Genomic DNA, 16,131 nt, shown 5'->3' with positions numbered 1-16,131 from the left:
TCCGTTAGGGTCAATGAATGACAAAAAACAGGACGAAACCATGTCTGTTCATCCAGAAAAAGACGTGATAAATGCGCTAATTGCGGGTCATTTTGCTGATCCTTTTTCTCTGCTGGGAATGCATAAAACTGAAGCCGGGCTGGAAGTTCGTGCCCTGTTACCGAACGCGACAGAAGTGTGGATTATCGACCCGAAGACCGGTGGGAAGGTCGGCAAGTTAGAGTGTATTGATTCACGTGGTTTCTTTTGCGGGGTTATCCCGCGACGTAAAAATCTTTTCCGTTATCAACTTGCTGTTGTCTGGCATGGCCATGAAAATCTTATTGATGATCCCTATCGCTTTGGGCCGCTAATTCAGGAGATGGATAGTTGGCTGTTGTCTGAAGGCACGCACTTACGCCCCTATGAAACGCTCGGCGCGCATGCCGACACCATGGACGGCGTGACCGGAACGCGTTTCTCCGTTTGGGCACCTAACGCCCGCCGTGTCTCAGTTGTTGGGCAATTTAACTATTGGGATGGCCGTCGCCACCCGATGCGTTTGCGCCGTGAAAGCGGTATCTGGGAACTCTTTATTCCTGGCGCTCATCCTGGGCAACTCTACAAATTCGAACTGATTGATACCGAAGGGCATCTGCGCCTGAAGGCTGACCCGTATGCGTTTGAGTCGCAAATGCGCCCGGAAACCGCGTCGCTGATTTGTGGCTTGCCTGACAAAACTACCCTTAGCCCTGCGCGCCAGCATGCGAATGGCTTTGATCAGCCAATTTCAATTTATGAAGTACATCTTGGTTCGTGGCGTCGCCATGCCGACAATAATTTCTGGCTCAGTTACCGCGAATTGGCAGATCAACTGGTGCCGTACGTCAAAGAGATGGGCTTTACTCACCTCGAGCTGTTGCCGATTAACGAGCACCCGTTCGATGGCAGTTGGGGGTATCAACCACAAGGTTTATACGCGCCAACACGCCGCTTCGGTACGCGTGAAGACTTCCGCTACTTTATTAATGCCGCGCATGCTGCGGGCTTAAACGTTTTACTGGACTGGGTTCCAGGGCATTTCCCGACGGACGACGCGGGCCTGGCGAAATTCGATGGCACTTCGCTGTATGAACACGGCGATCCGCGCGAAGGTTATCACCAGGACTGGAACACGCTGATTTATAACTACGGGCGGCGCGAAGTCAGCAACTATCTGGTGGGTAACGCGCTGTACTGGATTGAGCGCTTCGGTATTGATGGCTTACGCGTTGATGCGGTGGCATCGATGATTTATCGCGATTACAGCCGCCAGCCTGGCGAGTGGATACCTAACGATAAAGGCGGGCGTGAAAACCTCGAAGCGATTGAATTCCTGCGCAATACCAACCGTATTATTGGCGAGCAAACGCCGGGTGCGGTGACCATGGCTGAAGAGTCTACCGATTTTACTGGCGTGTCGCGGCCACCTTCCATGGGGGGTTTAGGTTTCTGGTTTAAATGGAACCTCGGCTGGATGCACGACACGCTCGATTACATGAAACTCGACCCGGTGCATCGCCAGTATCATCACGACAAGATGACTTTTGGCATGTTGTACAACAGCACCGAAAACTTCGTACTGCCTTTGTCGCACGATGAAGTGGTACATGGCAAAAAATCCATTCTCGACCGTATGCCGGGTGATGCCTGGCAGAAATTTGCCAACCTGCGTGCTTACTACGGTTGGATGTGGGCTTTCCCCGGCAAGAAACTGCTGTTTATGGGCAATGAATTTGCCCAAGGGCGAGAGTGGAACCACGACAGTAGTCTCGACTGGCATTTGCTGGAAGGCGGCGACAACTGGCACCACGGCGTGAAACGCCTGGTACGCGATTTAAACCACACATATCGCCACCACGCCGCGATGCATGAACTGGATTTTGACAGCTATGGTTTTGAATGGCTGGTGGTGGAAGACAACATTAATTCCGTCTTTATCTTTGTACGCCGCGATTCAAAAGGTAACGAAATTATTGTCGCCAGCAACTTCACGCCGGTGCCGCGCTACAACTATCGCTTTGGCATTAATCAGCCAGGTCGCTGGCGCGAGGAGCTGAATACAGACTCAATGCATTATCACGGCAGTAATGCCGGAAACAGCGGTGCCGTGCAGAGCGATGCTATTCCAAGCCACGGTCGCGAGCACTCCCTGAGTCTGACACTACCTCCGCTTTCGACTATCTGGTTGGTACGGGAGGCTGAATGACGCAACTCACTGCCGGGAACCCGGCTCCGTATGGTTCGTTTTTTGATGGCAAAGGCGTCAATTTCACGCTGTTTTCGGCTCATGCAGAAAAAGTCGAACTCTGCGTTTTTGACGAACACGGCCACGAGCGGCGTTATGACTTGCCGGTGCGTACAGGCGACATCTGGCATGGTTATTTGCCCGATGCAAAGCCTGGCCTGAAATATGGCTATCGCGTCCATGGCCCGTGGGATCCGCAAAACGGGCATCGTTTTAACCCGGCAAAACTGCTGCTAGACCCTTGCGCTCGAGTGGTTGTTGGCGGTGTCGATAACCACCCGCATCTTCATGGTGGCTATGACGAGCCGAATCTGGAAGACAGCGGCCCACACATGGCGAAATGCATGGTGGTGCGCGATAAGTTTGACTGGGAAGGCGACGAACACCCGCGTACCCCTTGGGGTGACACCGTTATTTACGAAGCGCATGTTCGTGGGTTGACGCTTCTACACCCTGAAATACCCGAAGAGCTGCGTGGTACTTATGCCGCACTCGGCCATCCGGTGATGATTAACTATTTCAAACGCCTCGGGATCACGGCGCTTGAACTGATGCCTGTCGCGCATTTTATCACTGAGCCGCGCGTCGCCCACTTAGGGTTAAGCAACTATTGGGGCTATAACCCGCGTTCGTTTTACGCCGTCGAAGGTTATTACGCAGTGAATCATGATCCGCTGGCGGCCGCCAACGAGCTGCGTGGTGCGGTGAAAGCGCTGCACGAAGCGGGCATTGAGGTGATTCTCGACATTGTTCTTAACCACAGCGCGGAACTTGATCGTGACGGTCCAACCCTCTCCCTGAGCGGAATCGATAACCGTAGCTATTATTGGTTAATGGACAATGGTGATTACCAGAACTGGACTGGTTGCGGTAACACCTTGAATTTGAGTACGCCAGGCGTGGTGGCGCAGGTGGTGGATTGCCTGCGTTATTGGGTCGACAGCTGTCATATTGACGGGTTCCGCTTCGATCTTGCCTCGATCATGGGGCGTACGCCAGAGTTCCGCCAGGATGCACCGTTGTTTGAGGCGATCAAAAACGATCCGGTTTTGTCGCAGATAAAGCTGATTGCTGAGCCGTGGGATATTGGCGCGGGGGGTTATCAGGTCGGTAACTACCCGCCGTTATTTGCGGAATGGAACGATCATTTTCGTGATGGCATGCGGCGTTTCTGGCTGCGACAAGATTTATCGTTAGGTGGATTCGCTTGCCGCTTTGCCGGTTCAAGTGATGTCTATCGACATGGGGAGCGTCTCCCTTCGACCAGCATCAATTTAATCACGGCTCACGACGGTTTTACCTTGCGCGATTGTGTCAGCTTCAACCAAAAACACAATGAAGCGAACGGTGAAGACAACCGTGATGGCACCAACAATAACTACAGCAATAACTATGGCTTCGAAGGGCTGGAAGCCTCGCTTTATATTAAAGAACGGCGGCGCGACAGTGTTCACGCCTTGCTCACATTGTTACTGCTTTCTCAGGGTACGCCGATGCTTTTGGCCGGTGATGAACACGGTCACAGTCAGCATGGTAATAACAATGCTTATTGCCAGGATAACCAACTGACATGGCTTGACTGGGAACACTGCAACGATGGCTTAACCACTTTTACCGCGGCATTGATTCATCTACGCAAGACGATTCCGGCATTAACCCGGAATGTCTGGTGGGAGGAAGGCGATGGCAATGTGCGCTGGTGGAATAAAGAGGCTCAACCTCTGAATGCTGACGAGTGGGAGAACGGGGTTCATCGGTTACAAATCCAACTCTCAGATCGTTGGCTTATTACGATTAACGCTACCGAAGAAGTGGCTGACATCGTTCTACCCGAAGGGGAATGGCGTGCTATTCCTCCGTTTGCCGGCGAAGACAACCCGGTGGTAATGGCTGTATGGCATGGTCCCGCGCACGGAGTATGCGTTTTCCAGAAATCATAAAAAAGGAGTCAGTCATGGTTAGGCTTGATAAGAACGATCCTCTGATGTTGGCAAGACAACTGCCAAATAAATCTGTAGCCCTGATTCTGGCTGGTGGGCGCGGTACCCGATTGAAAGATTTAACCTCAACGCGCGCCAAGCCTGCTGTCCACTTTGGTGGCAAGTTCCGCATTATTGATTTTGCGCTGTCCAATTGCATTAACTCGGGTATTCGCCGTATCGGCGTGATTACGCAATATCAGTCACATACGTTGGTTCAACATATCCAACGTGGCTGGTCATTTTTTAGCGAAGAGATGAACGAGTTTGTCGATTTGCTCCCGGCACAGCAACGTGTACACGGTGAAAACTGGTATCGCGGCACGGCTGATGCCGTTACGCAAAACCTCGATATTATCCGCCGCTACAAAGCCGAGTACGTGGTTATCCTCGCGGGTGATCATATCTACAAGCAAGATTACTCACGCATGTTGATAGACCATGTGGAGAAAGGTGCGCGTTGTACCGTGGCATGTATGCCTGTTCCACTCCATGAAGCTTCTGCATTTGGCGTAATGGCGGTTGATAGCGAAGAGAAAATTATCGAATTCGTTGAGAAACCGGCAAATCCGCCGTCTATGCCGGGCGATGACACGAAAGCGCTCGCCAGCATGGGTATCTACGTTTTCGATGCCGATTACTTGTACGAATTGCTGGAAACTGACGACAAAGACGAAAACTCAAGCCACGACTTCGGGAAAGATATCATCCCGTACGTGATGAAATCAGGTTCGGCGTTTGCCCACCCATTCCCGCTTTCTTGTGTGCAATCAGACCCGGATGCCGAACCGTACTGGCGCGATGTTGGTACCCTGGAAGCTTACTGGAAAGCCAACCTCGACCTCGCCTCGGTGACGCCGGAACTGGATATGTACGACCGCGACTGGCCGATTCGCACCCACATGGAACCGTTGCCTCCGGCGAAATTTGTGCAAGACCGCTCCGGCAGCCACGGTATGACGCTGAACTCGCTGGTGTCTGGCGGCTGCATTATTTCGGGCTCCGTGGTGGTTCAGTCAGTGTTGTTCCCCCGCGTGCGCGTTAACTCGTTTTGCAATATTGATTCCTCAGTATTGTTGCCAGACGTCATCGTCGGGCGTTCGTGCCGTTTACGCCGTTGCATTATCGACCGCGCCTGCGTCATTCCTGAAGGGATGGTTGTCGGGGAAAACGCCGAAGAAGATGCACGCCGTTTCTACCGTTCTGAAGAAGGCATTGTGCTTGTCACCCGTGAAATGCTGGCCAAGCTGCCTGGTTAAGTTTTAAAGGATTGATCACCGTGCAGCAAGGGTTGCACGGTGAAGTTTTATCGTTTGGCGCTCCTGAAGTTTACTTGATGAGAGCGCTGCGACTTTCCATATGGGAGCGATAATGCAGGTCTTACATGTATGTTCTGAAATGTTTCCACTGCTGAAAACGGGTGGTCTTGCGGATGTGCTTGGCGCGTTACCGGCGGCACAAATTGCAGGCGGTGTTGAGACGCGAGTCTTGCTGCCTGCTTTCCCTGACATTCGTCGTGGCATTGTTGATGCGCAGGTTGTGGCACATCGCGACACCTTCGCGGGTCATATGACTTTGTTATATGGCCACTTCAACGGCGTGGGAATTTACCTGATTGACGCCCCACATTTATACGATCGTCCCGGTAGCCCATATCACGACACCAATCAGTTCGCTTACACCGACAACGTGCACCGTTTTGCATTGTTGGGTTGGGTCGGCGCTGAGATGGCATGTGGTCTGGACCCCTTCTGGCGCCCGGATATTGTGCATGCGCATGACTGGCATGCGGGCCTGGTACCTGCGTACCTGGAAGCGCGTGGTCGCCCGGCAAAATCGGTATTTACTGTCCATAACCTGGCGTATCAGGGGCTGTTTTACGCCCATCATATGAATGAAATTGATCTACCCTGGTCGTTCTATGACATGAACGGTCTGGAGTTCAATGGTCAAATTTCGTACTTGAAAGCTGGCCTTTACTATGCTGATCATATTACGGCGGTCAGCCCGACTTATGCCCGCGAGATAACCGAACCGCAATTTGCCTACGGCATGGAAGGGCTGTTGCGCCAGCGCCACCGTGAGGGACGGCTGTCAGGCATTCTTAACGGTGTGGATGAGAAAATTTGGGACCCGGCTCATGACTTGCTTCTGGCTGCTCGCTATACCCGCGACACGCTGGAGGAAAAGGCTGAGAACAAACGCCAACTGCAGGTGGCGATGGGACTGAAGGTTAACGATAAAGCGCCGCTGTTTGCAGTCGTCAGCCGTTTAACCAGCCAGAAAGGCCTGGATTTGGTGCTGGAAGCGTTGCCGGGGTTACTCGAGCAAGGTGGGCAACTGGCGTTACTCGGCGCGGGTGATTCGGTGATGCAGGAAGGATTCCTTGCGGCGGCGGCAGAGCATCCCGGGCAGGTGGGTGTTCAAATTGGTTATCACGAAGCTTTCTCGCACCGCATTATAGGCGGGGCAGATGTCATTCTGGTGCCGAGTCGTTTTGAACCTTGCGGCTTAACGCAATTGTATGGCCTTAAGTACGGCACATTGCCATTGGTGCGGCGTACAGGCGGGCTTGCAGATACCGTGTCTGACAGTTCGCTGGAAAACCTGGCTGACGGTATCGCCAGTGGATTCGTGTTTGAAGACAGTAATGCCTGGTCGCTGTTAAGAGCGATCCGGCGTGCCTTCGTGTTGTGGTCTCGCCCTTCGCTGTGGCGATTTGTTCAACGTCAGGCAATGGGCATGGATTTTAGCTGGCAGGTAGCGGCGCATTCCTACCGCGATCTGTACCAACGTTTGCTGTAGCCATCCACCAGGAATCACTGATATGAACGCACCCTTTTCCTATGCTTCACCGACGCTCAGTATTGAGGCTCTAAAGCACTCAATCGCCTATAAACTGATGTTTACGGTTGGCAAAGACCCTGCCATTGCGAACAAACATGAGTGGCTAAACGCCACGTTGTTTGCGGTTCGTGACAGGTTGGTAGAGCGCTGGCTGCGTTCTAACCGTGCTCAGCTATCCCAGGAAGTTCGCCAGGTTTACTATCTGTCGATGGAGTTTTTGATTGGCCGTACGCTCTCTAATGCGCTGCTTTCATTAGGTATTTATGAGGATGTCAAAAACGCACTGGAAGAGATGGGGCTGGATCTTGAAGAGTTGATTGACGAAGAGAACGACCCCGGCCTCGGTAATGGCGGGCTCGGTCGTCTCGCCGCCTGTTTCCTCGATTCACTGGCAACGCTCGGTTTGCCAGGCCGTGGTTATGGTATTCGCTACGACTATGGCATGTTCAAACAAAATATCGTTGATGGCCGGCAGAAAGAGTCCCCGGACTACTGGCTCGAGTACGGTAACCCGTGGGAGTTCAAGCGCCACAACACACGCTACAAAGTGCGCTTTGGTGGACGCGTGCAGCTTGAAGCCAAAAAATTCCGCTGGGTAGAAACTGAAGAAATACTTGCGGTCGCGTATGACCAGATAATCCCTGGCTACGATACCGATGCAACCAACACGCTGCGCCTGTGGAATGCGCAGGCCAGTAGCGAAATCAACCTGGGTAAATTTAACCAGGGCGACTATTTCGCGGCGGTCGAAGATAAAAACCATTCAGAAAACGTCTCGCGCGTGCTCTACCCGGATGACTCGACCTATTCAGGCCGTGAACTGCGTTTGCGCCAGGAGTATTTCCTGGTCTCATCAACAGTGCAGGACATTCTTAGCCGCCATTTCCAGCTACATAAAACCTATGACAATCTGGCGGATAAAATCGCCATCCACCTCAACGACACACATCCGGTATTAGCGATTCCTGAGCTGATGCGTTTGTTAATCGATGAGCATAAGTTCAGCTGGGAAGATGCCTTTGAGGTTTGCTGCCAGGCATTCTCGTACACCAACCACACCTTGATGAGCGAGGCGCTGGAAACCTGGCCGGTAGATATGCTGGGCAAAATTCTGCCGCGCCATTTGCAGATAATCTTCGAGATTAACGACTACTTCCTGAAAACCCTTCAGGAGCAGCATCCAAACGATACCGCTCTACTGGGACGCACTTCGATTATTGATGAATCCAATGGCCGTAAAGTTCGTATGGCGTGGCTTGCAGTGGTAGTCAGCCACAAAGTGAATGGCGTTTCTGAACTGCACTCCAACCTGATGGTTCAGTCGTTATTTGCTGATTTTGCTGCCATCTTCCCGATGCGTTTTTGTAATAAAACGAACGGCGTGACACCACGTCGCTGGTTGGCTTTAGCTAACCCACCGCTTTCAAAAGTGTTGGATGAAAATATTGGCCGCACCTGGCGTACCGATCTTAGCCAGTTGAACGACCTGAAACAGCATATTGATTACCCAACGGTGCATCAGGATGTGCGCAAGGCGAAGCTTGCCAACAAGAAGCGTCTGGCAAGTTACATCGGCCAGCAGCTCAATGTGGTAGTTAACCCAAATGCGCTGTTTGATGTGCAGATCAAACGTATTCACGAGTACAAACGTCAGTTAATGAACGTGCTGCATGTGATCACGCGCTACAACCGCATTAAGGCCGATCCGACAGCCGATTGGGTGCCGCGCGTGAATATCTTCGCCGGTAAAGCGGCGTCGGCGTATTACATGGCAAAACACATTATTCACCTCATCAATGATGTGGCGGCGGTGATCAACAATGATCCGGACGTGAAAGATCGCCTGAAAGTGGTGTTTATCCCGAACTACAGCGTCAGCCTTGCGCAGATCATTATCCCTGCGGCGGATCTCTCCGAGCAGATCTCTCTGGCGGGAACTGAAGCATCCGGCACCAGTAATATGAAGTTTGGCCTGAACGGCGCGCTGACTATCGGCACGCTTGATGGGGCAAACGTCGAAATGCTGGAGCATGTGGGGGCAGATAATATCTTTATCTTTGGTAATACGGCGGAAGAGGTCGAAACGCTACGGCGCGAAGGCTATAAGCCGCGTGAGTATTACGAGAAAGATGAAGAGTTACACCAGGTGCTGACGCAAATCGGTACGGGTACCTTTAGCCCGGGTGAGCCAACGCGCTACCGTGACCTGCTGGACTCACTGATTAACTTTGGTGACCACTATCAGGTGCTGGCAGATTACCGCAGTTATGTGGATTGCCAGGACAGAGTAGATGAGCTGTATCGCCAGCCAGAAGAGTGGACCATTCGAACCATGCACAATATTGCCAACATGGGTTATTTCTCGTCTGACAGGACGATTCAGGAATACGCCGATGAGATTTGGCATATCAAGCCGGTGAGATTGTAATCCATGGGCGGATAAGTAGTGGCGGATGACGCTGCGCGTATCCGCCCTACAATTCTGAACGTAGGGTGGATACGCAACGCGTCATCCACCGCAAAACAATCTCAGCACAACTCCAGTTGCACATTATTCTCAGCAATCACCTGCATCACGCCTGCTGGTGGAATGGCATCGGTATATACCGCATCCACCAAAGCAATACTGCCCAGATTCACCATCGCATTACGGCCAAACTTCGAGTGATCGACAACCAACATCACGCAGCGTGAGTTTTCAATGATGGCGCGTTTGGTGCGAACTTCGTGATAATCAAACTCCAGCAGCGAACCGTCACCGTCGATGCCGCTAATCCCCAGAATGCCGAAATCCAACCTGAACTGAGAGATAAAATCGAGTGTCGCCTCGCCGATAATGCCACCGTCGCGGCTGCGTAATTCGCCGCCGGCCAGAATAATGCGGAAGTCTTCTTTAACCTTGAGCGTGTTAGCCACGTTCAAGTTATTGGTTACCACGCGCAAATTGCTGTGATTCAACAACGCATGAGCGACGGCTTCCGGTGTGGTGCCGATATCAATAAACAGCGTGGCACCGTTAGGGATCTGGCTGGCAACCTTTTGCGCGATACGCTCTTTTTCCGCCGTCTGGGTCGCCTTACGATCGTGCCACGGCGTATTCACAGAACTTGAAGGCAGAGCGGCGCCACCGTGATGGCGCATGATCAGATTCTGGTCTGCCAGATCGTTTAGATCGCGACGAATAGTTTGCGGGCTGACTGCAAACTGTTCGACGAGCTCTTCGGTACTGACATAGCCTTGTTTTTTAACCAATTCGACAATCGCATCATGACGTTGTGTTTGCTTCACGCTGTTTTATTCTCCTGAAATGCTATGTTCGTTTTCGCGCATGCATTGTATCAACCAGCGCCATCGCGAGCCCAACAACCAGGCCGGTGATGTGTGCAGCGTTGGCGATCGACATTCCTAAAACATCGAAAAATCCTATCACAATCCACAATAACGCAAAGCCCATCAGGCCGCGCTGCATATAGATGCCGCTTTCTGGATCGCGTTCGCCACGTAGCCAGACATAACCCATCAGCGCATAAACCACGCCGGATAAGCCACCAAACAACGGGCCGCCGAATTTCGCCTGCACGAAACCGCTCAACAGTGCAGAAACCAGCGTTAATGTGATGAGTTTACCGCTGCCGAGGCGCTTTTCCACCGGGCCGCCGAGATACCACCACCACAGCAAGTTAAACGCGATATGCATAATAGAAAAGTGCATCAACGCATGGCTGAAATAGCGCCACAATTCATAGTGCAAACTGTCTTTGTATGGCCAGGCTAACCAGGTCATGACCGCACGATCGCCTACGATTTGCATCAGCAGGTAGACCAACACACAGGCGGCCATAATGACCATCGTGAAGGGGCCCGCTTTTTGCGAAATTGTGGCCAGGAAAGGGTAGCGCTGATAACGCAAACCACCACCTGTATGACCTGTATTCCAGCTTGCTGCCAGATAGCGTGAGTCACCAGGGTTTGCGAGGAATTGTTCAAGCTCGGCACGAACGCGCGATTCCTGGCTGTCGTTTGCCAGCCAGATATCCGTTTGTTCATGGGTTTGAATTGTGAGGATAATCCCCTGCGTCGCCATATAGTCGACAAATGCCTGCGCGACTCGCGGGTTGGCAAACGAGGTAATCATGATCATAAGGTTTCAACCAAATCCGTACAAAAGGAAGCAGTATACCCGCAACGCCGCCATTTCCTGACGATTTAAGAAGCGCCGTGCGCGACTTCTGACGGGAAATGGCGATGCCATGCGTCAAAACCACCGTCGACGCTGTACACCTGGTCATAACCCTGTTGCAGCAGATACTGCGCCGCACCTTTGCTGCTGTTGCCGTGATAGCACATCACCATCACCGGCGTTTCAAAATCAGTTTGCTGCATAAAGGCAACTAAACGGTCATTTGTCAGATGAAACGCGCCCGGCGTGTGGCCCATCGCAAAGCTTTGTGGATCGCGGATATCCACTAACACAGCGTGTTTTTGCTGCAATTTCTGGTGTGCTTCTTCCACACCAATACACTCAAAAGTTTCCATGAATTTACTCGTCACTCTATTGAATCGGCTTACGCCATATTAAGGGAATCAGCCCTTTGCCCGCTGATATTAACGTCATTATGTTATCCATATCACGCAGTAATGTTTTTTTTTCGTTACAAACCGCGCGTAGTCTTGCTAGTATGAGCGATAACGAACATATTTGAACTTTAACGAAAGCGTGTGAGGGCAACATGGAAACTAAAGATCTGATTGTGATTGGCGGAGGAATTAACGGGGCAGGTATCGCCGCTGACGCCGCAGGCCGTGGTTTATCCGTGTTGATGCTCGAAGCGCAGGATCTGGCCAGTGCTACATCATCTAATAGCTCGAAATTGATTCATGGTGGCCTACGCTACCTGGAACATTACGAGTTTCGTTTAGTGAGCGAAGCATTAGCCGAGCGCGAAGTGCTGCTCAATATGGCGCCACATATCGCCTTCCCAATGCGCTTTCGTTTGCCACATCGCCCACATCTGCGCCCGGCGTGGATGATTCGAATTGGCCTGTTTATGTACGATCATTTGGGTAAACGCACCAGTTTGCCTGCCTCTACCGGTTTGCGTTTTGGTGCAGATTCGGTGCTGAAACCGAATATCGTGCGCGGTTTCGAATATTCTGACTGCTGGGTAGACGATGCTCGCCTGGTTCTGGCGAACGCACAAATGGTGACGCGTGAAGGTGGGGAAGTGAAAACACGTACCCGCGCAACCAGAGCTCGTCGTGAAAATGGCCACTGGATTGTTGAAGCCCAGGATATCGATACCGGCGAAACCTTTACCTGGCGCGCTCGTGGCCTGGTAAATGCCACCGGTCCGTGGGTGAAGAACTTCTTTGATGATGGTCTGCAACTGCCTTCGCCATACGGTATCCGATTGATCAAAGGCAGCCATATCGTGGTGCCACGCGTGCACAACCAGAAGCAGGCTTACATTCTGCAAAACGAAGATAAGCGTATCGTGTTCGTGATTCCGTGGATGGATGAGTTTTCTATTATTGGTACCACCGATGTGGAATATAAGGGCGATCCGAAAGATGTTCACATCGACGAGAATGAAATTAATTACCTGCTGAATGCTTATAACGCGCACTTTAAAAAGACGCTGAGCCGCGAGGATATCGTCTGGACATATTCGGGCGTGCGCCCTCTGTGTGACGATGAGTCTGATTCGCCACAAGCTATCACGCGTGACTACACGCTCGATATCCATGACGAGCAGGGCAAAGCACCGCTGCTGTCTGTGTTTGGCGGCAAGCTCACAACGTATCGTAAACTCGCCGAACACGCGCTGGATAAACTGAAAGGCTATTACCCAAAAATGGGCCCGGCCTGGACCAAAGGCAGTACGTTGCCGGGTGGCGATATCAATGGCGACCGTGATGATTACGCCGCGCAGTTGCGCCGCCGTTACACGTTCCTGACAGAAAGCCTGGCACGCCGTTTCTCACGTACTTACGGTAGTAACAGTGATTTGATTCTGGGCAGAGCCACCAGCATTAGTGATTTAGGTGAAGATTTCGGACATGAGTTTTACGAGGCCGAATTGCGCTACCTGGTTGAGCATGAGTGGGTGCGTGGCGTTGATGATGCCATCTGGCGTCGTACCAAATTAGGGATGTGGTTGACCGAAGAACAGCAGGCGCGGGTGGCGCAGTGGCTAGTAAAGCGGGGCGTTAAGGCGAAGTTATCGCTGGCGTCTTAAAACTCTTAAACAGTCCTCTCCCTTAGGGAGAGGATTATTTCTTAAACTCCGTAACCCATCATCTTCAGCAATTTCTGCGCATGCTGCACCGCATCCTGACGATGCGCGACACCCAGCTTCTGATACAAATTACGAATGTGCGTTTTAATCGTCGTGGCCGCAACATCCAGCTCTCCGGCGATTTGCTCATTGCTGTAACCTGAATAAATCAGCCCTAAAACCTGCCATTCGCGCTGGGTCAGTGGACTGGTACGAATAAGCTCCGGTACTTCAGGGTGCGTCAGTAAACGGTTAACAAAGTTCTCATCAAAATGGGCGAACTTATGGCGATGATGCTGGTTAATTTCACGCAAAATGCGCTGCGCGCGGTGTTGATCTAACTCAGGCAGTGTGTTGAGTTGGATTAATTGGCGCAACTGCTGCGCCATCGCTTCACCTTCAATGACGAAGTGGCTGATAAACCCTGTACGGTTAGCTAAAGCGAGTGCTTCCAGCAACACGCGCTGCGCATCGCTTTTACGCCCCGCCTGCCAGTAAAGCTGGTTCAACAACAGCAGGTTGCGGTTAAGATCGCTCATTAAACGCAGGCTGCGCGCATTTTCGTTTAACTCTTCGAGCACCATTTCGGCGGGTTCGAAATCACTCAGCAAAATTTGTGCACGTGCGATATTACGCCACTGGCTTTGCAGGAAGTGGTTATTGGCAAACTCCGGCTTCGGCGTCAGGCGCAGCCAGTTGGCGGCAGATTTTTTATCCCCCGTCATTTGCCAGTAAATCACCCGCACTTTGTCGGCGTTGGAAACCCAGTCGCTATGGAACGCACCATTGCCCAGCAAGTTTTCAAGTCGGTTCAGGTGATTACGCGCATTGTCCAGGTCGCCTCGCGCCAGTGAACATTGCACTAATAACGCCATGCACTGTAATTGCTGTTGTGGTTGATAACCTGAAAGTACTTCCAGACCCATGCGAGTGGTTGCTTCAGCTTCATCCAGGCGCGACCATGCCCACAGGAGTTGCGCACGAATACGGAGCAGGAACTCATGTAAGGGGAGTTGCTCAAGGTGCTGCTCTTCAATCAGGGCGAAGGCTTTTTCTTGCGATTCCCATGCAGACTGAAGGAAGCCTTGTGCCAGTAAGATTTCGCTCTGCTGACATAAGCCCCATAACGCGTAATGCCACATATCGTGGCGGCGCGCCATCTGCTCAGTTTGCTGCATAACAGACAACGATTTGGTGAGCTCACCTTTGCAGTGCAGCACTTCACCGTGAACTGATGTTGCGACAATACGGCTGTAGAAGCTAGCAAGCGGCAGCATGTCGAGAGCAATCATGGCCAGACGTTCTGCTTCGTCAGGGTTGCCGTCATTAATGGCAACCTGGGCACGCAGGGCGTTGAATTCGCCATGCATGACATCGTCCATCACGACATTCATTTCTTGTTCAGCACGCGCCAGAAGCGTGTTCACTTCGCTGTAGCGATGTTGGCTTTGCATCAGCCACGCCTGTAGCAAAACAAGTTTTGGGTTTTCCAGTAGGCTTTCCCACGGCAGCGCTTTTAACGACTCTTCCAGCAACGTGAGTTCACTATGATTAAACAGTGCCCAGGCATGATGCAGCAAGATGTCGCGTAGCAGGGTGGCGTCACCTGCGGCAAGGGCGTGGTGAATAGCTTCGCTTGGGAAGCCCTGCGCCATCCAGCTTTCTGCGGCGGCGCGATGAATATCCGGAAGTTCTGTCGCCAGTTCCCATTGGCAGCGCTGACGCAAGAAATTGCCAAACAGTGGGTGAAAACGGAACCACTCGCCGCTGTCATCCATGCGTTGAATGAATAATCCCTGTCGTTCGGTTTCTTCAAGACGCATCTGGCCGTTCTCTTCGCCCGTGACACGCACAATCAATGCATCATTCATCGAACGCAGGACTGAGCTACGCAGCAGGAAGTTACGCGTTTGCGAATCGACATTATCCAGCACTTCATCGGCCAGATAGTCGGATAAGTGGCTGGCATTAATGCCCGAAAGACGACGCGCAGAGTGATGCGCCGATGAGTTGCTGTTCTGGCGTGCGGAAAGCGCGATTAATTGCAGTGCGGTTGCCCAGCCCGCGACATCATCACACAGGCTGTTGCTGTCGGTATGTTCGAGCGGAGAATTCAGCCGATGGTCAAAGAATTGTTTCGCTTCCGAATGTGTAAATGCAAGTTGCTGGCTACCAATTTCCAGCAGCTGATCGCGCACGCGTAAATTGGCGATTCCCAGCTGTGGCAAATTGCGTGACAACACGACCAGCGTCATATTTTCTGGCTGGTGGCGAATGAAAAAGCGCATAGCTTCATGAATTACAGGGTTAGTAATTAGATGGTAATCATCAATCACTAAAAATAGTGGGCGATGCCATTCCACCATTTCAATAAAGAGCTGTGCGAATAAGGCTGTCAGGCTTGAGTATTGGCGTTTTTGCACCATCACTTCGCTGGTCACACAATGACCAGATGTAGCTTGTTGAATAGCCGCTATCAAATAGCTGGCGAATCGTTCTTGTTGGTTATCACCCTCATCCAGAGAGTACCAACCTAGCTCATTTTTCCCTGCCGCCCACTGAGAAATCAGTGTGGTTTTCCCATAACCCGCCGGGCTGGTGATTAGCGCCAGCCGATAGTTATTAGCTGTTGATAATTTCATCAACAGCCGGTCGCGGACCACTGTATTTTCCAGACGAACTGGACGACTTAATTTGGAGGGGATCAGCATGGTCAATCACTTCACTGTGTATGAGATATGCACGAATGCGATTTTTTTCA

10 protein-coding genes are annotated in these 16,131 nt (G+C 51.9%); 6 read left to right on the top strand and 4 right to left on the bottom strand.

Annotation, left to right across the window (positions count from 1 at the left end):
• The first annotated feature begins 40 nt into the window (after nt 1–40).
• From glgB to glgP, 5 genes are all read left to right on the top strand, one after another.
• Complete coding sequence (gene glgB, locus LVQ77_RS14940) at nt 41–2,227, top strand: 1,4-alpha-glucan branching enzyme (RefSeq protein ID WP_151993690.1); 2,187 nt, start codon at nt 41–43, stop codon at nt 2,225–2,227.
• Entirely contained in the window at nt 2,224–4,206 is a 1,983-nt protein-coding gene (gene glgX, locus LVQ77_RS14935; protein WP_232904803.1) for a glycogen debranching protein GlgX, read from the top strand. Before glgB ends, glgX begins: the two co-directional genes overlap by 4 nt.
• 14 nt (nt 4,207–4,220) lie before the next feature.
• Entirely contained in the window at nt 4,221–5,504 is a 1,284-nt protein-coding gene (gene glgC / locus LVQ77_RS14930; protein ID WP_151993688.1) for a glucose-1-phosphate adenylyltransferase, read from the top strand.
• Nucleotides 5,505–5,616: 112 nt separating this feature from the next.
• Nucleotides 5,617–7,050 (top strand): glycogen synthase GlgA, encoded by a 1,434-nt coding sequence (glgA, locus tag LVQ77_RS14925; protein WP_151993687.1) that lies wholly within the window; start codon nt 5,617–5,619, stop codon nt 7,048–7,050.
• 22 nt (nt 7,051–7,072) lie between these two features.
• Nucleotides 7,073–9,520: a glycogen phosphorylase gene (gene glgP / locus LVQ77_RS14920; protein ID WP_232904801.1), complete on the top strand. Its 2,448-nt coding sequence runs from the start codon at nt 7,073–7,075 to the stop codon at nt 9,518–9,520.
• Nucleotides 9,521–9,621: 101 nt separating this feature from the next.
• On the opposite strand, the gene LVQ77_RS14915 is transcribed toward glgP, so the two are convergent.
• The 3 genes from LVQ77_RS14915 to glpE all read right to left on the bottom strand — a co-directional run bounded on the left by LVQ77_RS14915 (nt 9,622) and on the right by glpE (nt 11,628).
• The gene (locus tag LVQ77_RS14915; RefSeq protein ID WP_151993685.1) at nt 9,622–10,380 is read right to left on the bottom strand and encodes a DeoR/GlpR family transcriptional regulator; all 759 of its coding nucleotides are present in this window, start codon (nt 10,378–10,380) and stop codon (nt 9,622–9,624) included.
• Nucleotides 10,381–10,402: 22 nt separating this feature from the next.
• Complete coding sequence (glpG, locus tag LVQ77_RS14910) at nt 10,403–11,233, bottom strand: rhomboid family intramembrane serine protease GlpG (protein ID WP_151993684.1); 831 nt, start codon at nt 11,231–11,233, stop codon at nt 10,403–10,405.
• 65 nt (nt 11,234–11,298) lie between these two features.
• The gene (gene glpE, locus LVQ77_RS14905) at nt 11,299–11,628 is read right to left on the bottom strand and encodes a thiosulfate sulfurtransferase GlpE (RefSeq protein ID WP_064514524.1); all 330 of its coding nucleotides are present in this window, start codon (nt 11,626–11,628) and stop codon (nt 11,299–11,301) included.
• Nucleotides 11,629–11,822: 194 nt separating this feature from the next.
• Here glpE and glpD point away from each other — a divergent pair, with 194 nt between their 5' ends.
• Entirely contained in the window at nt 11,823–13,331 is a 1,509-nt protein-coding gene (gene glpD / locus LVQ77_RS14900; protein WP_232904799.1) for a glycerol-3-phosphate dehydrogenase, read from the top strand.
• Nucleotides 13,332–13,372: 41 nt separating this feature from the next.
• On the opposite strand, the gene malT is transcribed toward glpD, so the two are convergent.
• Nucleotides 13,373–16,081 carry an HTH-type transcriptional regulator MalT gene (gene malT / locus LVQ77_RS14895; protein ID WP_232904797.1) on the bottom strand — a complete coding sequence of 903 codons (2,709 nt, stop codon included), beginning with the start codon at nt 16,079–16,081 and terminating at the stop codon, nt 13,373–13,375.
• Nucleotides 16,082–16,131: the final 50 nt, after the last annotated feature.

The sequence above is a fragment of the Buttiauxella cochleicola genome, from assembly GCF_021282435.1.
GTDB classification, from domain to species: domain Bacteria; phylum Pseudomonadota; class Gammaproteobacteria; order Enterobacterales; family Enterobacteriaceae; genus Buttiauxella; species Buttiauxella massiliensis.
This window is presented reverse-complemented; position numbering and strand designations above follow the sequence as displayed.